Annotated in this window: 20 protein-coding genes; 12 read left to right on the top strand and 8 right to left on the bottom strand. The window is 71.3% G+C overall.

What is annotated here, in order from left to right; translation table 11 throughout:
* Window positions 1-31 precede the first annotated feature (31 nt).
* Entirely contained in the window at window positions 32-1,264 is a 1,233-nt protein-coding gene (locus tag ACIP89_RS14095) for an MFS transporter (protein WP_401920776.1), read from the bottom strand.
* Window positions 1,265-1,421: 157 nt separating this feature from the next.
* On the opposite strand from ACIP89_RS14095, the gene ACIP89_RS14090 reads away from it, so the two are divergent.
* The 3 genes from ACIP89_RS14090 to ACIP89_RS14080 all read left to right on the top strand — a co-directional run bounded on the left by ACIP89_RS14090 (window position 1,422) and on the right by ACIP89_RS14080 (window position 3,834).
* Window positions 1,422-2,066, top strand: coding sequence for a DUF6758 family protein (locus tag ACIP89_RS14090; protein WP_401920775.1), 645 nt, complete (start codon window positions 1,422-1,424; stop codon window positions 2,064-2,066).
* 115 nt (window positions 2,067-2,181) lie between these two features.
* A complete protein-coding gene (locus tag ACIP89_RS14085; protein ID WP_402115027.1) occupies window positions 2,182-3,051 on the top strand; it encodes a PHP domain-containing protein in 870 nt (289 codons plus the stop codon).
* Window positions 3,052-3,228: 177 nt separating this feature from the next.
* Window positions 3,229-3,834 carry a MarC family protein gene (locus ACIP89_RS14080; protein ID WP_401920772.1) on the top strand — a complete coding sequence of 202 codons (606 nt, stop codon included), beginning with the start codon at window positions 3,229-3,231 and terminating at the stop codon, window positions 3,832-3,834.
* Window positions 3,835-3,933: 99 nt separating this feature from the next.
* Here ACIP89_RS14080 and ACIP89_RS14075 read toward each other — a convergent pair whose 3' ends face one another.
* The gene (locus tag ACIP89_RS14075) at window positions 3,934-4,086 is read right to left on the bottom strand and encodes a hypothetical protein (protein ID WP_266905512.1); all 153 of its coding nucleotides are present in this window, start codon (window positions 4,084-4,086) and stop codon (window positions 3,934-3,936) included.
* A 222-nt stretch (window positions 4,087-4,308) separates the two neighbouring features.
* On the opposite strand from ACIP89_RS14075, the gene ACIP89_RS14070 reads away from it, so the two are divergent.
* Entirely contained in the window at window positions 4,309-5,196 is an 888-nt protein-coding gene (locus ACIP89_RS14070; protein ID WP_073736584.1) for an NYN domain-containing protein, read from the top strand.
* Between the two features lie 64 nt (window positions 5,197-5,260).
* Here the strand turns inward: ACIP89_RS14070 and ACIP89_RS14065 are convergent, their stop codons facing one another.
* On the bottom strand, window positions 5,261-6,109 hold the full coding sequence (locus ACIP89_RS14065) for an alpha/beta fold hydrolase (RefSeq protein WP_402115024.1): 849 nt from the start codon (window positions 6,107-6,109) through the stop codon (window positions 5,261-5,263).
* Between the two features lie 86 nt (window positions 6,110-6,195).
* Window positions 6,196-8,145, bottom strand: coding sequence for a DEAD/DEAH box helicase (locus ACIP89_RS14060; protein WP_401929432.1), 1,950 nt, complete (start codon window positions 8,143-8,145; stop codon window positions 6,196-6,198).
* Between the two features lie 451 nt (window positions 8,146-8,596).
* Between ACIP89_RS14060 and ACIP89_RS14055 the strand changes: the two genes are divergently transcribed.
* Complete coding sequence (locus tag ACIP89_RS14055; RefSeq protein ID WP_393616405.1) at window positions 8,597-9,331, top strand: ferritin-like fold-containing protein; 735 nt, start codon at window positions 8,597-8,599, stop codon at window positions 9,329-9,331.
* A 72-nt stretch (window positions 9,332-9,403) separates the two neighbouring features.
* On the opposite strand, the gene ACIP89_RS14050 is transcribed toward ACIP89_RS14055, so the two are convergent.
* The 4 genes from ACIP89_RS14050 to ACIP89_RS14035 form a co-directional block, all read right to left on the bottom strand.
* On the bottom strand, window positions 9,404-9,673 hold the full coding sequence (locus ACIP89_RS14050; RefSeq protein ID WP_401920767.1) for a hypothetical protein: 270 nt from the start codon (window positions 9,671-9,673) through the stop codon (window positions 9,404-9,406).
* A 327-nt stretch (window positions 9,674-10,000) separates the two neighbouring features.
* On the bottom strand, window positions 10,001-10,228 hold the full coding sequence (locus ACIP89_RS14045) for a DUF3107 domain-containing protein (protein WP_024490505.1): 228 nt from the start codon (window positions 10,226-10,228) through the stop codon (window positions 10,001-10,003).
* Between the two features lie 143 nt (window positions 10,229-10,371).
* The gene (locus tag ACIP89_RS14040; protein WP_018105511.1) at window positions 10,372-11,013 is read right to left on the bottom strand and encodes a TetR/AcrR family transcriptional regulator; all 642 of its coding nucleotides are present in this window, start codon (window positions 11,011-11,013) and stop codon (window positions 10,372-10,374) included.
* 169 nt (window positions 11,014-11,182) lie between these two features.
* Entirely contained in the window at window positions 11,183-11,407 is a 225-nt protein-coding gene (locus ACIP89_RS14035) for a hypothetical protein (RefSeq protein ID WP_401920766.1), read from the bottom strand.
* Between the two features lie 109 nt (window positions 11,408-11,516).
* Here ACIP89_RS14035 and ACIP89_RS14030 point away from each other — a divergent pair, with 109 nt between their 5' ends.
* From ACIP89_RS14030 to ACIP89_RS14000, 7 genes are all read left to right on the top strand, one after another.
* Entirely contained in the window at window positions 11,517-12,482 is a 966-nt protein-coding gene (locus ACIP89_RS14030) for an alpha/beta fold hydrolase (RefSeq protein ID WP_401920764.1), read from the top strand.
* 8 nt (window positions 12,483-12,490) lie between these two features.
* Window positions 12,491-13,831, top strand: coding sequence for a DUF3152 domain-containing protein (locus ACIP89_RS14025; RefSeq protein ID WP_402115022.1), 1,341 nt, complete (start codon window positions 12,491-12,493; stop codon window positions 13,829-13,831).
* A gap of 158 nt (window positions 13,832-13,989) precedes the next feature.
* Complete coding sequence (locus ACIP89_RS14020) at window positions 13,990-14,085, top strand: Ms4533A family Cys-rich leader peptide (protein WP_401920760.1); 96 nt, start codon at window positions 13,990-13,992, stop codon at window positions 14,083-14,085.
* Window positions 14,086-14,305: 220 nt separating this feature from the next.
* Entirely contained in the window at window positions 14,306-16,033 is a 1,728-nt protein-coding gene (locus tag ACIP89_RS14015; RefSeq protein ID WP_402115020.1) for an ABC transporter substrate-binding protein, read from the top strand.
* 2 nt (window positions 16,034-16,035) lie between these two features.
* The gene (locus ACIP89_RS14010; protein ID WP_401920757.1) at window positions 16,036-17,019 is read left to right on the top strand and encodes an ABC transporter permease; all 984 of its coding nucleotides are present in this window, start codon (window positions 16,036-16,038) and stop codon (window positions 17,017-17,019) included.
* Window positions 17,016-18,005 carry an ABC transporter permease gene (locus ACIP89_RS14005; RefSeq protein ID WP_401920756.1) on the top strand — a complete coding sequence of 330 codons (990 nt, stop codon included), beginning with the start codon at window positions 17,016-17,018 and terminating at the stop codon, window positions 18,003-18,005. The genes ACIP89_RS14010 and ACIP89_RS14005 overlap by 4 nt, the downstream gene beginning before the upstream one ends.
* On the top strand, window positions 18,002-19,585 hold the full coding sequence (locus ACIP89_RS14000; RefSeq protein WP_402115018.1) for a dipeptide ABC transporter ATP-binding protein: 1,584 nt from the start codon (window positions 18,002-18,004) through the stop codon (window positions 19,583-19,585). The genes ACIP89_RS14005 and ACIP89_RS14000 overlap by 4 nt, the downstream gene beginning before the upstream one ends.
* Window positions 19,586-19,597 lie beyond the last annotated feature (12 nt).

The following is a 19,597-nucleotide window of genomic DNA, read 5'->3' as shown; positions in this document are numbered from 1 at the left end:
GCCGGAGCGGTACGGGCCCCGGTCCGGCGGCTCAGTTGGCGAAGACGGTGACGCCGTCCTCGGTCGCGTGCTTCGGTTCCAGCTCCTCGGCCTCGTGGCTCAGGGCCGAGCGCCGCACCCAGATGACGATCGCGCCGACGACGGCGGCGACGGCGGCGACCACGAACGGGATGTGGATGTCGCTCCACTCCTCGATCTTCGGGGCCAGGAAGGGCGCGGCGGCCGCGGCGAACCAGCGGACGAAGTTGTAGCCGGCGCTGGCCACCGGACGCGGCGCGTCGGACACCCCGAGTGCCAGTTCCGTGTAGACGGTGTTGTTCATGCCGATGAAGGCGCCGGAGACGATCGTGCAGACGATGGCCGTGGTGTGGTTTCCGTAGCCGAGGATCACCAGGTCGGCGGCGAGCAGCACCAGTGAGGCGCCGACCACCCTGAGCGAGCCGAAGCGCTTCTGCAGCCTCGGCGCGACGAGTACCGAGAAGACCGCGAGCAGCAGGCCCCAGGCGAAGAAGACGGCACCGGACTTGTACGGCGACATGTTCAGTACGAACGGCGTGAACGCCAGGATCGTGAAGAACGCGTAGTTGTAGAAGAACGCCGAGGTGGCGACGGAGGCGAGCCCGCCGTGGCCGAGCGCCCTGATCGGGTCCAGCAGCGAGGTCTTGCGGGCCGGCTTGGGCTGTTCCCTGAGGAACGCCGTGATGCAGACGAAGCCGATCGCCATCAGCGCGGCCGTGCCGAAGAACGGGTAGCGCCAGCTGGCGTCACCGAGCAGCGCGCCGAGCAGTGGTCCACAGGCCATGCCGAGCCCCAGCGCCGACTCGTACAGCAGGATCGCCGCCGAGCTGCCGCCCGCCGCCGCACCGACGATCACGGCGAGCGCGGTCGATACGAAGAGGGCGTTGCCCAGGCCCCAGCCGGCCCGGAAGCCGACGAGTTCCGCGACGGAGGACGAGGTGCCAGACAGTGCGGCGAAGACCACGACGAGCGCCAGTCCGGCCAGCAGCGTCTTGCGCCCGCCGATGCGGCTGGAGACGAAACCGGTCACCAGCATCGCGACGGCGGTGATCAGGAAGTAGGAGGTGAAGAGCAGCGACACCTGGCTCGGTGTCGCTTCGAGGCCCTTGGCGATGGACGGCAGAATCGGGTCCACCAGGCCGATTCCCATGAACGCGACAACAGAAGCGCCCGCTGTGGCCCAGACGGCCTTCGGCTGGCGCAGGATGCTGACCGTCCCCTGTTCGAACGGATCCTCTCCCTGCATGGGACTACTCGCTCTCCACTAGATCGATGCGTTATGCACAGAATAAGTTAGAGGGGCTAATAAATGCAAGCTACATCTAAATCCGCTGATGAGAGCCTCACCGCGGAAGGGTGATCGTCCTTGACGCGGCGACGGCCGGGGAGGACGGTTGGTTGTTATGAGGGGCGAACCCAGTTGCCCGAAGTGTGGAGGCCGGGTCAAGGCGCCCGGTTTCTTCGACGACACCTGGCAGTGCGACGCGCACGGCAGCGTGCAGCCGATGCAGCCGGTCATCCCGCCCAGCGTCGAGGCGCTGGGAGTGGTCGTCCACCGCGCCCAGGTGCCGGTGTGGATGCCCTGGCCGCTGCCGGTGGGCTGGCTCTTCACCGGAGTGGCGTGCGCGGGCGACGACCGGGGCGGCGGCCGGGCGACCGCCGTCGCCTGCTCGGGACCGGGGCCGCTCGGCGGCATCGGCGAGCTGCTGCTCGTCGCGGAGGAGCTCGGCGTCGGACTCGGTGCCCGGTACGCCGGGATCGACGGCCCCGACCCGGGCCCGTACCTGCGGGTGGACGGCCCGCCGGACGTCAAGGTGCTCGCCGCCGGACGTCCCACCCCGCTCTGGCACGTGAAGGACGCCCCCGACGACCGGGCCGTCTTCGCCGGTGAGGCACGCGGCCTGTGGCTCTGGGCGATCGTCTGGCCCGAGCAGTCCGCACTCCTGATGTACGACGAGCTGGTGCTCACCGATCTGCGTGACGCCGGGGGAGAGGTCGACCTGGTGCCCTGCGGCGCGCTCACCCCCCGGCTGCTCGGCGGGCCCTGAGCGGCTGCCGGGCGCCCTCCGGCCGGTCCGGAAACCACCCGTCCGCCGGTTATCCTTGGATGTCCCCCTATCCGGCTATCCGGCTATCCGGCCGCGAGCAACTGGAGTCCGCGTCGTGCGCATCGACCTGCACACTCACTCCACCGCGTCGGACGGTACCGACACCCCCGCCGAGCTGGTGCGCAACGCCGCCGTCGCGGGTCTGGACGTCGTCGCCCTCACCGACCACGACACGGTCCGCGGGCACGCGGAGGCGATCGCGGCGCTGCCGGAGGGGCTCACCCTGGTCACCGGTGCGGAGCTGTCCTGCCGGCTCGACGGGGTGGGCGGCCTGCACATGCTGGCGTACCTCTTCGACCCCGAGGAGCCCGAGCTGGCGCGCGAGCGCGAGCTGGTGCGCGACGACCGGGTGCCGCGCGCCAGGACCATGGTGCGCAAGCTCCAGGAGCTGGGCGTGCCGGTCGAGTGGGAGCGGGTCGCGCGGATCGCCGGTGACGGATCGGTCGGGCGGCCGCACATCGCCGCCGCCCTGGTCGAGCTCGGCGTCGTGCCGAGCGTCTCCGACGCCTTCACCCCGCAGTGGCTGGCCGACGGCGGGCGCGCCCACGCCGAGAAGCACGAGCTCGACCCCTTCGAGGCGGTCCGGCTGGTCAAGGCGGCCGGCGGCGTCACCGTCCTGGCTCACCCGGCCGCCGTCAAACGCGGCCACGTGGTCCCCGAATCCGCCATCGCGGAGCTGGCCGCGGCCGGGCTCGGCGGTGTCGAGGCCGACCACATGGACCACGACGAGGCGACCAGGGCCCGGCTGCGCGGGCTCGCCCGCGAGCTGGGGCTGCTGACCACCGGGTCGAGCGACTACCACGGCAGCCGCAAGACCGTACGGCTCGGCGAGAACGTCACCGACCCCGAGATCTACGCCGAGATCACCCGGCGCGCCACCGGGGCCTTCCCGGTGCCGGGAGCCGGCGGACCGCTCGTCCCGTAACGGCCCACGCGCAACTTTCTCCACCCCCGGCGGCGCCCGCATCGCGACGCCGCCCGTCCCGCCCCCGCGCACCGGCCCGCCGCGGCGTCCGCCGGAATCCTCCTGCGGACGCCGGTCCGGCAGCTGTCCGGTGCGCCGCCTCCGCCGCATTCCCGCTCTCTCCCCGCAAGGCTCACTGTGTTCGACGTCGCTGTCTTCGGATCCCTTTTTCTCACGCTTTTTGTGATTATGGATCCGCCCGGAATCACCCCGATCTTCCTGGCCCTCACCGCCGGCCGCCCCGCCAGGACGCAGCGCAGGATGGCGCTCCAGGCGGTCTCCGTCGCCTTCGGCGTGATCGCCGTCTTCGGCGTGCTCGGCCAGCAGATCCTGGACTACCTGCACGTCTCCGTACCCGCCCTGATGATCGCGGGCGGACTGCTCCTGCTGCTGATCGCGCTGGACCTGCTGACCGGCAAGACCGACGAGCCGACGCAGACGAAGGACGTCAACGTGGCGCTCGTCCCCCTGGGCATGCCGCTGCTCGCCGGTCCCGGCGCGATCGTCTCGGTGATCCTCGCCGTGCAGCACGCCGACAGCGTCGGGAGCCAGCTCTCGGTCTGGACGGCGATCGTCGCCATGCACGTCGTGCTCTGGCTGACCATGCGCTACTCGCTGCTGATCATCCGGGTCATCAAGGACGGCGGCGTCGTGCTGGTCACCAGGCTGGCCGGGATGATGCTCTCCGCCATCGCCGTGCAGCAGATCATCAACGGCGTCACCCAGGTCATCCAGAACGCCTGACCCGGCCCCGCGCAGCACAGCGCCCCCGCACGATCGATCCGTGCGGGGGCGCTCGTCTTTATATCTGCAAGGTGCTCGGCAAGGTGTTCGTCAAGGGTGTTACGAAGCCGAGGTCTCGGCCGGGCGGATATAGATGCGCTGGCCCAATGCCGCGGCCTGCTGCACGATCCGGTTGACGGAGGCGGCGTCCACGACGGTGCTGTCCACGGCGGTACCGTCGACATCGTCGAGTCGCATGATCTCGAAGCGCATATGGCTTCCCTTCGTCTGATCCTCCTGCTGGAGAACTACTGGGTGGACGGGTGACCCGTCCGCAAGGATGAGGAGCGCCAGGCTGGTACGCCTCGCGCCCCACGAGGTGTACAACGGCTTGCTCCCTGCAATCATTCCCTACGCTAAGGAAATTTTTTGGATGTCTAAGTACCAGCAGGTAACCGAGCATGCGCGGACGACGACATCCGCGACGAGGCCCGTATGAACGAGGCAGAGATCGGCGAGCGCCTGGACCGCACCAATGAGCTGCTCCAGCGCGTGCTCGCCGAGGTGTCGAAGACCCCCTCGACCCACGCGATCTTCGTCGACGCGGGCTATGTGTACGCCGCGGCCGGGCTGCTCGTCACCGGCACGGAGGACCGGCGCTCCTTCGACCTCGACTCGGAGGGGCTGATCGAGGCCTTCATCGACAAGGCCCGCACGATCTTCGCGGACAGCCGCCTCCTGCGCGTCTACTGGTACGACGGGGCCAGGCGCCGGATCCACACCGTCGAGCAGCAGTCCATCGCGGAACTCCCCGACGTCAAGGTCAGACTCGGCAACCTCAACGCCAACAACCAGCAGAAGGGCGTCGACTCACTCATCCGCACCGACCTCGAATCCCTTGCCCGCCACCGCGCCATCAGCGACGCCGCACTCGTCGGAGGCGACGAGGACCTGGTCTCCGCCGTCGAGGCGGCGCAGGGGTACGGGGCCCGGGTCCACCTCTGGGGCATCGAGGCCGGTGAAGGGCGCAACCAGGCAGAGCCGCTGCTCTGGGAGGTCGACAGCCAGCGCACCTTCGACCTCGACTTCTGCCGCCCCTACGTGACCAGACGGCCCGTCACCACCTACGAGGACGACTCCCCGGCGCCCTCCCGCGACGACGTCCGCTTCGTCGGCACGCAGATCGCCGCGACCTGGCTCTCCGCCCGCGGCCGCGACTCCCTGGCCGACCTGCTGCCCGGCCACCCGTACCTGCCGGGCTCCGTGGACCAGGACCTGCTGGTCGAGGCCGAACGCCTGCTCCAGCACTCGCTGCGCGGCCACGCCCATCTCCGGCGGGCGCTGCGCGACGGCTTCTGGCAGCACCTCCAGTCGCAGTACTGAACGCGGTACTGAACGCCGTACCGGCGCAGCGCGGAACCGCAGCCGTCGCGGAGCTCCGCGCCGACTACAGGCTGTCCCAGAAGGAGGCCAGCGCGGCGGCCGTCGGCCCCGGCCGGTCCGTGTTGGGGGAGTGCTCCGCGCCCTCGATCCGGGTCCGCCGGGCGCCCAGCCGCTGGGCCATCGCGTCGAGCTGGGGCACCGGCCAGACGTCGTCGCGCTCACCGGAGACCACGTGGACCGGCAGCCCGGTGGCGGCGACCTCGGCCACCCGGTCGGGCTCGGTGGCCAGCTGGCGGCCGGTGGCGATCAGCTGGGCCGGCCGGTGACGCATCCAGCGCCGCCGCAGGTCCTCGCCGTCGTCCGCCTCGGCCTCCGCGGGCGGGTCGAAGGCGCGCATGGCCTCCCAGACCTGCTCCATGCCCCTGGTCGCCAGCGCGTCGCCCAGGATCTTCAGCTTGAACCGCTGGGCCTCGACGACCACGCCGGGCCCGGAGGACATCAGGGTCAGCGACCGGAACGGTGCCGGATCCAGGATGGCCGCGGCGCGGGCGATCAGCCCGCCCAGCGAGTGCCCGAGCAGGTGGACCCCGCTGCCGCCGAGGCCGAGCGCGGCCGTCTGCGCGAGTGCGTCACGCGCCAACTCGTCCTGTGCGTAGGACTCCTGGCGGTCCGTCCCGTCGCTCTCGTACTGCCCGCGCCCGTCGACGGCGACCACGCGGTAGCCGGCCTTTGCGAGTGGTTCCAGCAGCGCGATGAAGTCCTCCTTGCTGCCGGTGAAGCCGGGCAGCAGGAGGGCGGTGCCGCGTGGTGCGGTACGCGGGGACGCGTCCAGGACGGCGAAGTCCCCGCGCGCCGTGTGCAGCGCACGGGCCCGGGTGCAGGGAGGCGGGACGAAGGTGGGTGGCCGGCTCATGGGACGAGGTTATGCCGTGAACGCCCGAGGGGCCCGGGGGGATCCCCCGGGCCCCTCGGGCACTCCGGCGCGGTCGGGCGCCGGTCTCAGCTCTCGGTCTTCGCGGCGGCCGCTCGCGGTGCCCGGCGCCTGCGCGGCTTGGCCTCGCCCTCGGTGGCCGAGACGTCCGCCACGGCCTCCGCCTTCGGCTTCGCGGCCGCACGGGTGCGGCGACGCGGCCTGGTGTCGTTCTCGGGCTCGGCGATCGGCGCGATCTGGAAGTCGACCTCGTCCTCGGCCGGCTTGATCACCCGGGTGCGGCGGCGCGGCTTGGTCACCGTCTTCGTCTCCGCGGCGGGCTCGGCCACGGGGGCGGTCTGGAAGTCGACCTCCTCCGTCACCGGCTTCGCGACCCGGGCGCGGCTGCGACGCGGCTTCGCGGCGGTCACGGCCTCGGCCGTCACCTCCACCGTGACATCGGCCTTGGCCCTGGGCGCCCTGGTCCTGGTCTTCACGGCGGGCTCGGTGTCGATGACGACGACCGGGGGCTGCGCCACCTCCACCACGGCCTCGGCCGCGACCTCCGGGGCGGCGACGCGGCCGCGCCTGCGCCGACGCGGCGTACGCGGCTCCGTGGCGCCTTCGGCCGCGGGCGTCTCGACGGCGACGGCGTCGACGACGGAGGTCTCGGCGGCCTCCGCGGCCGGTGCGGGCACCGTGGCGGCGTTCTCCTCCGCGGCGGAACCGCCCCGGGTGCGACGGCGCTGACGCGGCGTGCGCGGGGGGCGCTCCTCGCGGACGGCGGGTGCGGAGGCGGCGGCGGACTTGCGGCCGCGGCCGCCCGTCTCCCCGAGGTCCTCGATCTCCTCGGCCCGCAGACCGGCGCGGGTGCGCTCGGTACGCGGCAGGACACCCTTGGTGCCGGCCGGGATGTCCAGCTCCTCGTACAGGTGCGGGGAGGTGGAGTACGTCTCCGGCGGGTCCGGGAACTTCAGGTCCAGAGCCTTGTTGATCAGCTGCCAGCGCGGGATGTCGTCCCAGTCGACCAGCGTGATCGCGATGCCCTTGGCGCCCGCGCGGCCGGTCCGGCCGATCCGGTGCAGGTATGTCTTCTCGTCCTCGGGCGACTGGTAGTTGATGACGTGGGTGACACCCTCGACATCGATACCGCGCGCCGCGACGTCGGTGCAGACGAGCACGTCGACCTTGCCGTTGCGGAAGGCGCGCAGCGCCTGCTCGCGGGCGCCCTGGCCGAGGTCGCCGTGGACGGCGCCGGAGGCGAAACCGCGCTTCTCCAGCTGCTCCGCGATATCGGCGGCGGTGCGCTTCGTACGGCAGAAGATCATCGCGAGTCCGCGGCCGTTGGCCTGGAGGATGCGCGAGACCATCTCGGGCTTGTCCATGTTGTGCGCGCGGTAGACGTACTGCGCGGTGTTCTTGACGGTCGTGCCCTCGTCGTCGGGCGAGGTGGCGTTGATGTGCGTCGGCTGCGACATGTAGCGGCGCGCGAGGCTGATGACCGCGCCCGGCATCGTCGCGGAGAACAGCATGGTCTGCCGCTTGGCCGGCAGCATCGTGATGATGCGCTCGACGTCGGGCAGGAAGCCCAGGTCCAGCATCTCGTCGGCCTCGTCGAGGACGAGGACGCGGATGTGCGAGAGGTCGAGCTTGCGCTGGCCCGCCAGGTCGAGCAGCCGGCCCGGGGTGCCGACGACGACGTCGACGCCCTTCTTGAGGGCCTCCACCTGGGGCTCGTACGCCCGGCCGCCGTAGATCGCGAGGACGCGGACGTTACGGACCTTGCCGGCGGTCAGGAGGTCGTTGGTGACCTGCTGGCACAGCTCGCGGGTGGGGACGACGATCAGGGCCTGCGGTGCGTCGGTCAGCTTCTCGGGCGCGGCCCGGCCCGCCTCGACGTCCGCGAGGACGGTGACGCGCTCAAGCAGCGGCAGCCCGAAACCGAGCGTCTTGCCGGTGCCCGTCTTGGCCTGTCCGATGACATCGGAGCCGGAGAGCGCTACGGGGAGCGTCATCTCCTGGATGGGGAAGGGGGACATGATGCCGACGGACTCAAGTGCCTCGGCCGTCTCGGGAAGAATCCCGAGGTCTCGGAACGTAGTCAGGGTATTGCCTCTTCTGTGAAACGCGGTCCGAGGCGAACGAAGGGGGTCGTACCGTGCCGGGGTTGGTCATCCGGCCGTGGATGGGCCGGGTGGCGCGGGACCACTGCCGTCGCTCGAGCGCTCGTGCCGCTGAGGGGGCCCCTCATCTGCGGTCGTACGTGGCGTACGCCTCGCGTGGAGGGCTGTCGGGTCGGAGCCGATCGGGCCACCGACCGGGCATCCTCATTCAATTTCGCGCCACGAGCAGTTGCAAAATGCTCAGTAAGCGCAATACCACTGTACCCCGGATCCGCGCATCTGTGTTGGGCGAATTCATCGGAACGGTGTGACGTCGGTCTGCGGCCGGACCCCTCCGTCCCTCGGCGGGCGGGCTATTCTGCGCTCCATGGAGACGCCTGACAACGCCACTGAAACCCCCGCATCCACCAGAATCGCCGACCAGGACTGGGCCACCGCGTCCACGGAGCCGCAGTACCGGGCCGCTGTCGTGGACCTGCTGGGAGCACTCGCCTACGGGGAGCTGGCGGCCTTCGAGCGGCTCGCCGAGGACGCGAAACTCGCGCCGACGCTGGGTGACAAGGCGGCGCTGGCGAAGATGGCGTCCGCGGAATTCCACCACTTCGAGCGGCTGACCGACCGGCTGACGGCGATCGAGGTGGAGCCGACCGCCGCGATGGAGCCGTTCGCGAAGGCGCTCGACGACTTCCACCGCCAGACCGCCCCGTCGGACTGGCTGGAAGGCCTGGTCAAGGCCTATGTCGGCGACTCGATCGCCAGTGACTTCTACCGTGAGGTCGCGGCCCGGCTCGACTCGGACACCCGTTCCCTCGTGCTCGCGGTGCTCGACGACACGGGCCACGGCAACTTCGCCGTCGAGAAGGTGCGCGCCGCGATCGAGGCGGACCCGAGGCTCGGCGGCCGGCTCGCGCTGTGGGCCCGCCGGCTGATGGGCGAGGCGCTCTCGCAGGCGCAGCGCGTGGTGGCCGACCGGGACGCGCTGTCCACCATGCTGGTGGGCGGGGTGGCCGACGGATTCGATCTGGCCGAGGTCGGCCGGATGTTCTCGCGGATCACCGAGGCGCACACCAAGCGGATGGCCACCCTGGGGCTCGCGGCCTGAGGGCTGTCCCGACAGGCGGGACAGCCCGGGGCCGCTCGTCCGGATCCAGAGGCCCTCAGGGCCGCCCCGGCGTCAGGCAGCCGCCGACCGGCTGATCCGGCGGCTGCGCGGCCGGATCAGCAGGGACACCGTCACCGCGGAGATGACCGCCGCGCCGATTATCGTCGCCGCCGCGTGGCCGGGGCCCAGCACCGAGTGCATCAGATACAGGCCGAACAGGGATCCCAGCGCTCCGGCACCGAAGACGGTCCGGCGGGACGGGAGACGGGGCGACAGAGAGCGCAGTGCCGCCCAGGAGAGGGCCAGTCCGAGCACGACGGAGCCCAGGGTTTCCAAGATCACAGACGATCACCTCGCAGGTACGGGACGGGCAATTCGGTCTACGCGGTACTACCCCCGGGCCGAGGCACACAATCATCCCGCGGACAGGCTTCGCCCAGCCGTCGCACAGGAACGCACAGGAATTCGACTGTCGTACACGAAACGGCCGCCGCCGCGCGGGGTTGCTGCCGGACGCGCAACGGAACCGGACGCGCAACGGAAAGCGGCCCGGCGGGGAATCCCCCGCCGGGCCGCTTTCCATTGCGCTGTGTCCGCGCGCTCCCGGTGCCGAGCGATGCACCGCACCAGACGCCGCGCCCTATCCGACCCTGATCCACCGGACAGGCACTAGAGCGCGCCGAACCCCACCCGTCGTGTGCTGGGCTCGCCGATCTCCACGTAGGCGATCCGGTCGGCCGGCACCAGGACCTTGCGGCCCTTCTCGTCCGTGAGGCTGAGCAGCTGCGCCTTGCCGGCGAGAGCCTCGGAAACCGCGCTCTCGACCTCTTCGGCGGAAAGCCCGCTCTCCAGAACGATCTCCCGGGGCGTGTGCTGCACCCCGATCTTGACCTCCACGGCTATGTCCCTCCGACGGTCAGTCCCTGCGCGGTGAACCGCGCCGTACGCAGCACACATTAGCCCGCTGCGGACGGTGACCAGGGTCCGCGGGCAACGCCCGCAGCGAACACGGGCGCCGGCCGCCCCGCCCGGTGCTGATCTCAGTGCTGATCGATGCCGTGCAGCGGGAAGCCCGCGATGCCCCGCCAGGCCAGCGAGGTGAGGAGCTGCACCGCCGTGTCGCGCGGGATCGCGGACCGGCTGGAGAGCCAGTAGCGAGCGACCACCTGGGACACCCCGCCCAGCCCGACCGCGAGCAGCATGGACTCGTCCTTGGACAGGCCCGTGTCACCGGCGATCACATCGGAGATCGCCTCGGCGCACTGGAGCGAGACCCGGTCGACCCGCTCGCGCACGGCGGGCTCGTTGGTGAGGTCGGACTCGAAGACCAGCCGGAAGGCGCCGCCCTCGTCCTCGACGTACGCGAAGTAGGCGTCCATCGTCGCGGCCACGCGCAGCTTGTTGTCGGTCGTCGAGGCGAGCGCCGTGCGGACCGCCTGGAGCAGCGACTCGCAGTGCTGGTCCAGCAGGGCCAGGTAGAGCTCCAGCTTGCCCGGGAAGTGCTGGTAGAGCACCGGCTTGCTGACCCCGGCCCGCTCCGCGATGTCGTCCATCGCGGCGGAGTGGTAGCCCTGCGCGACGAAGACCTCCTGGGCGGCGCCCAGGAGCTGATTGCGTCGGGCGCGACGCGGCAGGCGAGTGCCCCGCGGGCGCGCCGCCTCGGTCTGCTCGATGGCTGTCACGCCGCCTCCCAAATTTGTGTTCCGACACAGCCGTTCCGTACTCGCCGTGCCATACCGCCATCGTACTTTCGGGTAACCGGGGTATGCGCGGCGCGGACGCAGAATTTCACGGACCGGACGCCCGCGGTAGCCACAGATCCTGCTGACCTCTGCCGTAAAGCGGGACGTATCAGCGGTAATCGTCCTCGTCGTGCTCGTCGTGCGAGACGGCGCGGGCCTGTTCCGCCGCGTCCGCCTCGTTCGCACGGTTCCGGTCGAGTTCCGTCAGCGGTTCGTCGCTCCCGGGCCGCAGATCCGCCTGCTGCTCGGCGGCGTCCGCCTCCGGTGTCTCCTGGCCGGGTCCGTCGGGCTGGACGTCCTCGAAGGACTCCGGGTCACTGGGGTCGACCGTCATGGTGACTCCCTTCCTTGCTCCGAGCCTAGGAGCAAGGCCCCGATGCCGCTATGCGGTGTGTGACGGCGAACACATCAATCGCGGTGTGATCGTCTCGTAACATTGCCGCATGTCTTCGACCGAGCTGCCGGGAGTCCGTGCCGCCGCCGCAGCGGCGGCCCCCACGGTGAGCACCGTCAGGGTCGCGGAGGGCGAGAGACTCCGCTCCGTCACGCTGGCCGGACTCACGCTGAACGTCCGATCGCGGCCGCCGGAGCGGACGGGCCTGGCGCCCGCCCTCTACGTCCACGGCCTCGGCGGTTCCTCGCAGAACTGGTCGGCGCTGATGCCGCTGCTCCAGGACGTGGTGGACGGTGAGGCGCTGGACCTGCCGGGCTTCGGGGACTCCCCGCCCCCGGACGACGGCAACTACTCGGTCACCGGTCACGCCCGCGCGGTGATCCGCTTCCTGGACGCGGCGGAGCGCGGGCCCGTGCACCTGTTCGGCAACTCCCTCGGTGGCGCGGTGGCCACCAGGGTCGCCGCGGTCCGGCCCGACCTGGTGCGCACGCTGACCCTGATCTCGCCCGCGCTCCCCGAGATCCGGGTGCAGTTGTCGGCCGCGCCGACCGCGCTGCTCGCGGTTCCGGGCGTCGTATCCCTGTTCTCCCGGATGTCCCGGGACTGGACCGCGGAAGAACGCACCCGCGGAGTCATGGCACTCTGTTACGGCGATCCGGCACGCGTCTCGGAGGAGGGCTTCCGCGCGGCGGTGGCCGAAATGGAACGACGGCTGGAACTGCCGTACTTCTGGGACGCCATGGCGCGCTCGGCACGTGGCATCGTCGACGCGTACACGCTGGGCGGTCAGCACGGGCTGTGGCGCCAGGCCGAGCGGGTGCTCGCACCGACCCAGCTCGTGTACGGCGGACGGGACCGGCTCGTCTCGTACCGGATGGCACGCAGGGCGTCCGCGGCCTTCCGCGATTCGCGACTGCTCACGCTGCCCGACGCGGGGCACGTGGCGATGATGGAGTACCCGGAGACGGTCGCCCAGGCGTTCCGGGAACTGCTCGACGAAGACGGCGGGAGCTGATCCGGGGAGTGGGACGACACAGTCGAAAGAGCGCTGGGCCCCAGGCCCCGGAGTCCGCTTCCGCCCCGGCGGAAGCGGACTCCGGGCGCGAGGGGACCAGGCCGGCACCCGGCAACGGCCGGCGCAGGCGGCCGGGCGAGGCGCCACCGGCCACCGGCGGCCCCGCCCCGTTCCAGGGCGCACCCCAGGTGCGCGGCGGCCACCCGGAGCAGCGTGAACCCGGTGGCGGCTGGGGTACCGGACCCATCGAGCGGCCGGGTCCGCCGCGCGGCGGACCCGGCCGCACCGGTGTCCTGCCTTCGGCGCCCCCGCGTCCGGAGGCTCAGGGGACCGGCGCCAAGCCGCTGCTGCCGGGACCGCGCAAGGAGTTCGTCGAGGCGTTCGACGCCCAGCCGGCCCAGCCGGCCCAGTCCACCCAGTCCGCCCCGCCGTCCCGCGGCCCGGCATTGGAGCAGGACGCCCCCGCCGACCCGCACAGCTCCGCCGGTGAGCGGGGCAAGCAGCCGCCCGGCGGCGAGGACGGCGCGCCCAAGGACTCCAGAGGCGGCAGGGGCCGCACCTTCACCGGCATCGCGGCCGCCGCGGTGACCACGGTGCTGGCGGTGATCGTGGCGGGCCAGGTCGCCCACGACGGCGGCGGCCGGTCGGGCGCCGCGCAGGCCGCGGGCGTCGACCGGGAGGGCACCGACGGGGCCTCCCGTTCGGACGGCAGGAAGACCCCCGCGCCCAAGGCGGCGGTCAAGCCTCTGACGTACCAGCAGAAAATGGCCAAGCCCTTTCCCCTGGCACCGAAGCTCAAGGGTTCCGGGAAATTCGAGGCGGTGCCGGGTGCGGCGAAGGCTCCGGGCAAGGGGCACCGGTACGTCTACCGGATCGATGTCGAGAAGGGGCTCGGGCTCGATTCCGCGCTCTTTGCCGAGGCGGTCCAGAAAACCCTCAATGATGAACGCAGTTGGGCGCACGACGGCGCGATGACCTTCGAACGGATTTCCACCGGCGATCCGGATTTCGTGATCACGCTGGCCAGTCCGGGAACCACCGGCGTCTGGTGCGAGAAGTCGGGTCTGGACACGACCGTGGACAACGTCTCCTGCGACTCCGCCGCCACCGAGCGCGTGATGATCAACGCCTATCGCTGGGCCCAGGGCTCGTCCACCTTCGGTCCGGACAAGCTCTACCCCTACCGCCAGATGCTGATCAACCACGAGGTGGGCCACCGGCTGGGGCACAACCATGTGAGCTGCCGCACGCCGGGCACCCTCGCTCCGGTGATGCAGCAGCAGACCAAATCGCTCGATATCGACAACATCAAGTGCCGGCCCAACGCCTGGGTGTATCCGAAGGGTTGAGCTCGGCCCGCGGTCGCGGGAGAGGGTGCGGGCCCGGTGGCCGGGAGGCCGGCCGCCGGACCGTCGGGGGCGGTCTCTCGACGCTGCCCGTCCGAATGATGAGACGGCCGTCTCGTATCGCGTTGACATCGTGTGGGCCGTCGCCCATATTTCTCGGCATGTCACACAGCCCCCACACCTCCGGACGCGCAGCCATCGAGCTGGCGCTCATCGGTGTGACCGGGCACAGTGTCGCCGACGTCGACTGTTGCTGACGCCTGCCCGAGTGCGCGTCGGCCCCGCCGTCCGAGCCCTGACCGGCCGGCCGGCCCCTTCCCGACTGCCGCACCGGGCGCACTCCGTCCGCAGGCGCGGCAGTTGTCCAGTGTTCCGGTCCCGGTACCGACCGGTCGTACGCACATGTCCCTCTCGCCGCCTGCACGGATCCGCTCCTGTATCCCTCACCCAGGCAGTTCTCCGAGAGGTCATCTTCCGATGCGTCAACCGTCCGTCATATCGCGCCGCGCAGCAGCGGCCGCCGCAGTACTCGTCGTGGCCGCAACCGCCGCGGCCTGTGGGCCGGAGGGCAGCGGCAAGGGGAGCGACGAGAGCTCCGGCGCGGCGGGCGCGCCCGGGAAGGGCGGCACGCTGACCGTCCTCAACAGCGCCCCGCAGGAGGACTTCGACCCCGGCCGGCTCTACACCTCCGGCGGCGGCAACGTCCCCTCACTCGTCTTCCGCACCCTCACCACCCGCAACCGGGAGGACGGCGCGGCCGGCTCGAAGGTCGTCCCCGACCTGGCGACCGACCTCGGCCGGCCCAGCAAGAACGCCACCGTCTGGACGTACACGCTCAAGGACGACCTCACGTACGAGGACGGCACTCCGATCACGAGCGCCGACATCAAGTACGGCGTCGAGCGCTCCTTCGCCGCCGAACTCTCCGGCGGCGCGCCCTACCTGCGCGACTGGCTGATCGGCGGGGCCGGCTACCAGGGCCCGTACAAGGACAAGAAGGGCCTCGACTCGATCGAGACGCCCGACGCGAAGACGATCGTCTTCCACCTCAACAAGCCCGAGGGCGAATTCCCCTTCCTGGCCACCCAGACGCAGACCACTCCCGTACCCCAGGCCAAGGACACCGGCACGAAGTACGAGGAGCACCCGCTCTCCTCCGGCCCGTACAAGGTCGTCAAGAACGAGGGCGACGGCGAGCGGCTCATCCTGGAGCGCAACCCGCACTGGTCGGCCGCCACCGACAAGGAGCGCAAGGCCTATCCCGACCGGATCGACGTCCGCTCCGGCCTCGACTCCGCCGTCATCAACCAGCGGCTGTCCGCCTCGCAGGGCGCCGACGCCGCCGCCGTCACCACCGACACCAACCTCGGCCCGGCCGAGCTGGCCAAGGTCAGCGGCGACAAGAAGCTCGCCGCCCGGGTCGGCACCGGCCACTTCGGCTACACCAACTACATCGCCTTCAACCCGAAGGTGAAGCCGTTCGACAACCCGAAGGTGCGCCAGGCGATCTCGTACGCCGTCGACCGCACCTCCGTCGTCAACGCCGCGGGCGGCTCCTCGCTCGCCGAGCCCGCCACCACCTTCCTGCCCGACCAGGCCTCCTTCGGCTACACGCCGTACGACGCCTTCCCGGCCGGAAAGAACGGCAACGCGGCCAAGGCGAAGGAGCTGCTGAAGGAGGCCGGATACCCCAAGGGGCTGACCGTCACCCTCACGCACGACAACGAGAAGAACTTCGCCACCAGCCCTGAGATCGCCACCGCGCTCCAGGAGGCGCTGAAGAAGGCCGGCATCACCGTCAAGCTCCGGGGCCTGGAGGACAACGCCTACTCGGACACCGTCTACAACGTGAAGACCGAGCCCGGCTTCTTCCTCGGCGGCTGGGGCGCCGACTGGCCCTCGGGCGGCCCGTTCTTCGCCCCGGTCTTCGACGGACGCCAGATCGTCAAGGCCGGGTACAACTTCAACTCCTCCCAGCTGAACGACCCCGCGGTCAACAAGGAGATCGACGAGATCAACAAGCTGACCGACCTGGGCGCCGCCGCCAAGCGCTGGGGCGCGCTCGACAAGAAGGTCGGTGAGCGGGCGCTGACCGTGCCGCTCTTCCACCCGGTCTACAAGCGCCTGTACGGCGAGTCCGTCAAGAACATCGTGATCAGCGACTGGACCGGCGTGCTCGACATCTCGCAGGTCGCGGTCAAGTAGCCATGACCGAAGCACTGCTGGTCAAGGAGGCGGGGGCCGTCGAGGCACCCGCCTCCGGGGCCCATCCGTTCTGGCGGCGGCTGCGCACCCGGCGCTCGGCCCTGGTCGCCGCCGTCCTCGTCGCCCTGCTGGTCCTGACCGCGCTCGCCGCACCGCTGCTCGCGGGCATCGAGGGCCAGAACCCCACCACGTACCACCCGGATCTCGTCGACTCCGCCACCGGCGGGGTGCCGCTCGGCTCCTTCGGCGGGATCAGCGCCGAGCACTGGCTCGGCGTCGAACCGCTCACCGGACGCGACCTCTTCGCCCGCATCGTGTACGGCGCCCGGGTCTCGCTCGGCGTGGCGCTCGGCGCGACACTGCTCCAGGTCGCCATCGGTGTCGCCGTCGGCCTCGCGGCCGGACTCGGCAACCGCTTCGTCGACCAGGTGTTCAGCCGGATCACCGACGTCATGGTCGCCCTGCCGGTCATGGTGGCCGCACTCGGCGCGCTCGCCGTCGTCCCGGCCGGATTCCCGCGCCCGGTACTGATCGCACTGCTCGTCGGACTGGTCGGCTGGACCCACATCTCCAAGATCGTGCGCGCGAAGACCCTCGCCCTGAAATCGCTCGACCATGTCGCCGCCGCCCGGCTCAGCGGCTGGGGGCCCTGGCAGATCGCCCGGCGCGAACTGCTGCCCGCGCTGGCCGCGCCCGTCATCACGTACGCCGTACTGCTCTTCCCGTCCAACATCGTCGTCGAGGCCGCGCTGTCCTTCCTCGGCGTCGGCATCAAGCCGCCCACGCCGTCCTGGGGACAGATGCTCAGCGACGCCGACACCTGGTACCAGGCCGCGCCCACCTATCTGCTGATCCCGGCCGGACTGCTCTTCGTCACGGTGCTGGCGCTGACCGTCCTCGGCGAGGGCGTGCGCACCGCGCTCGACCCGCGCGCCGCCTCCCGGCTGCGGATCGGCACCGGCGCGAAGAAGGAGGCCGGGGCATGACGTCCTTCCTGCTGCGGCGCCTGGGCGGAGCACTCTTCGTGCTGCTCGCCCTGAGCGTCGTCGTCTACGCCGCGTTCTACGTGGCACCCGGCAACGTCGCGCAGATCGCCTGCGGCCCGCGCTGCTCGCCCGCCCAGGTCGCCCAGGTCAGCGAGCAGCTACGGCTCGACGACCCGGTGTACGTGCAGTACGCGCACTTCCTCCAGGCACTGCTCACCGGCCGCGACTACTCCACCGGAACCGGTGTGGTGCACTGCCAGGCCCCCTGCCTCGGCCTCTCGTACCAGAGCGGCCAGCAGGTCACCCAGCTGATCGTCGCCAAGCTGCCGGCCACCGCTTCGCTCGCCGTCGGCGCCTTCGTGCTGTGGATGGTGCTCGGGGTCGGCACCGGAGTGCTCTCGGTGTGGCGGCGCGGCCGTGCCACCGAGCGCGTCCTCACCGGGATCACCCTGGCCGGCATGGCCACACCGGTCTTCGTGATCGGCCTGCTGCTGATCATCATCTGCGTCACGGCGCTCCAGATCCTGCCGTTCCCGGACTACGTGCCGTTCACGGACGACCCGGAGCAGTGGGCCTGGAACCTGCTGCTGCCCTGGATCTCCCTGGCACTCGTCTCCGCCGCCCCGTACGCGCGGATGACCCGCGCCTCGATGCTGGAGACGCTCGCGGAGGACCATGTACGCACCTTCAGGGCGTACGGGGTCAGCGAGCGCGTGATCGTCGGACGGCACGCCCTGCGCGGTGCGCTCGCCCCGGTCATCGCGCTCGGCGCGGTGGACATCGGCGCGATGTTCGGCGGCGCCGTGCTCACCGAGTCCCTCTTCGGGATTCCGGGCGTCGGCCGCGAACTCGTCGCGGCCGTGCGGAACGTGGACCTCCCGGTCGTCGTCGGCCTGGTGCTGGTCACCGGGTTCTTCGTCGTCCTCGCCAATGCCGTCGCCGACATTCTGCAGGCGATGGCCGACCGACGGGTGGTGCTGTCATGAGTCTCGTCGAGGTCACCGATCTCTCGATCTCCTTCGGCGATGTGCGGGCGGTGCGCGGAGTGTCGTTCTCGCTGGAGGCGGGCGGCGCGCTCGGCGTCGTCGGTGAGTCCGGCTCCGGCAAGAGCGCCTCCGCGTACGCCCTGCTCGGACTGCACCGGGGGACCGGCGCGAAGGTCGGCGGCTCGGTCCGGGTCGCGGGCGTGGACGTCCAGGCCGCCGGAGACGCGGAACTGCGCGGGCTGCGCGGGGCGAAGGCGGCGATGGTCTTCCAGGACCCGCTCTCCTCGCTGGACCCGTACTACGCGGTGGGCGACCAGATCGCCCAGGTGTACCGGGTCCACAACCGGGTCTCCCGGCGGGCGGCCCGGAGCAGGGCCGTCGAGGTGCTGGACCGGGTCGGCATTCCCGACGCGGTACGCCGCTCCCGCTCCCGGCCGCACGAGTTCTCCGGCGGGATGCGGCAGCGCGCGCTGATCGCGATGGCGCTGGCCTGCGAGCCGGAGCTGCTGATCGCGGACGAGCCGACGACCGCGCTGGACGTCACCGTCCAGGCCCAGATCCTCGACCTGCTGCACGACCTGCGCCGCGAGACGGGCATGGGGCTGCTGCTGGTGACCCATGACGTGGGGGTGGCGGCCGAGTCGGTGGACGAGGTGCTGGTCATGCGGTCCGGCCTCGCGGTGGAACGGGGGCCGGTGGCCGAGGTCCTGCGCGCACCGCGCGAGCCCTACACCAAGGCGCTGCTCTCCGCGGTTCCGCGCATCGCTCCGGAGCCGGGCGGCGCGGCCGGGCGCACTGTTCCCGACACGGCCGAGGTGCTCGTCGAGGCCGACGGCCTGCGGCAGGTGTTCGGGCGGGGGAAGTCCGCCCTGGCCGCCGTCGACGGGGTCTCCCTCACCGTGCGCCACGGCGAGACGCTCGGCATCGTCGGGGAGAGCGGCAGCGGCAAGACCACCCTCGGGCGGATGCTCGTCGGGCTCCTGGAGCCCACCTCCGGCCGGCTCAGCCGGGTGGACCGGGTGCAGATGGTCTTCCAGGACCCGGTCTCCTCGCTCAACCCGCGCCGCTCCGTGGGCGAGTCCGTCGCGGACCCGCTGCGGGCGCGCGGTCAGCGCGACGAGAGCGCGGTCAGGGCGCGGGTACGGGATTTGCTGGAGCGCGTCGGACTCGATCCGGAGCAGTACGACCGCTATCCGCACGAGTTCAGCGGCGGGCAGCGCCAACGCGTCGGCATCGCGCGGGCGCTGGCCGCGGAGCCGAGGCTGATCGTCTGCGACGAAGCGGTCTCCGCCCTCGACGTGACGACCCAGGCCCAGGTGACCGCGCTGCTGGCCGAGCTCCAGCGGGAATTGGGACTCGCGCTGGTCTTCATCGCGCACGATCTCGCGGTCGTCCGGCAGGTCAGCGACCGGGTGGCCGTCATGCGCCTCGGCCGGGTCGTCGAGGAGGGGCCGGTGGAACAGGTCTACGGATCGCCCCGGGACCCGTACACCAGGCAGCTCCTGGCGGCCGTTCCGGCGCTCGATCCGGCCCTCGCGGCGGTCCGCCGCGCGGCGCGGGCGGAGGTCGCCGCCGCCTGACCGTACGTAGTC

Origin of the sequence: Streptomyces sp. NPDC088730 (genome assembly GCF_044751215.1) — a bacterium.
Classification (GTDB): domain Bacteria; phylum Actinomycetota; class Actinomycetes; order Streptomycetales; family Streptomycetaceae; genus Streptomyces.
This window is presented reverse-complemented; position numbering and strand designations above follow the sequence as displayed.

Coding starts and splice junctions, on each gene's coding strand:
- ACIP89_RS14095 (WP_401920776.1), bottom strand. CDS start 1,264: ATGCAGGGAGAGGATCCGTTCGAACAGGGGACGGTCAGCATCCTGCGC.
- ACIP89_RS14090 (WP_401920775.1), top strand. CDS start 1,422: ATGAGGGGCGAACCCAGTTGCCCGAAGTGTGGAGGCCGGGTCAAGGCG.
- ACIP89_RS14075 (WP_266905512.1), bottom strand. CDS start 4,086: ATGCGCTTCGAGATCATGCGACTCGACGATGTCGACGGTACCGCCGTG.
- ACIP89_RS14070 (WP_073736584.1), top strand. CDS start 4,309: ATGAACGAGGCAGAGATCGGCGAGCGCCTGGACCGCACCAATGAGCTG.
- ACIP89_RS14065 (WP_402115024.1), bottom strand. CDS start 6,109: ATGAGCCGGCCACCCACCTTCGTCCCGCCTCCCTGCACCCGGGCCCGT.
- ACIP89_RS14060 (WP_401929432.1), bottom strand. CDS start 8,145: ATGTCCCCCTTCCCCATCCAGGAGATGACGCTCCCCGTAGCGCTCTCC.
- ACIP89_RS14055 (WP_393616405.1), top strand. CDS start 8,597: ATGGAGACGCCTGACAACGCCACTGAAACCCCCGCATCCACCAGAATC.
- ACIP89_RS14035 (WP_401920766.1), bottom strand. CDS start 11,407: ATGACGGTCGACCCCAGTGACCCGGAGTCCTTCGAGGACGTCCAGCCC.
- ACIP89_RS14030 (WP_401920764.1), top strand. CDS start 11,517: ATGTCTTCGACCGAGCTGCCGGGAGTCCGTGCCGCCGCCGCAGCGGCG.
- ACIP89_RS14020 (WP_401920760.1), top strand. CDS start 13,990: ATGTCACACAGCCCCCACACCTCCGGACGCGCAGCCATCGAGCTGGCG.
- ACIP89_RS14015 (WP_402115020.1), top strand. CDS start 14,306: ATGCGTCAACCGTCCGTCATATCGCGCCGCGCAGCAGCGGCCGCCGCA.
- ACIP89_RS14010 (WP_401920757.1), top strand. CDS start 16,036: ATGACCGAAGCACTGCTGGTCAAGGAGGCGGGGGCCGTCGAGGCACCC.
- ACIP89_RS14005 (WP_401920756.1), top strand. CDS start 17,016: ATGACGTCCTTCCTGCTGCGGCGCCTGGGCGGAGCACTCTTCGTGCTG.
- ACIP89_RS14000 (WP_402115018.1), top strand. CDS start 18,002: ATGAGTCTCGTCGAGGTCACCGATCTCTCGATCTCCTTCGGCGATGTG.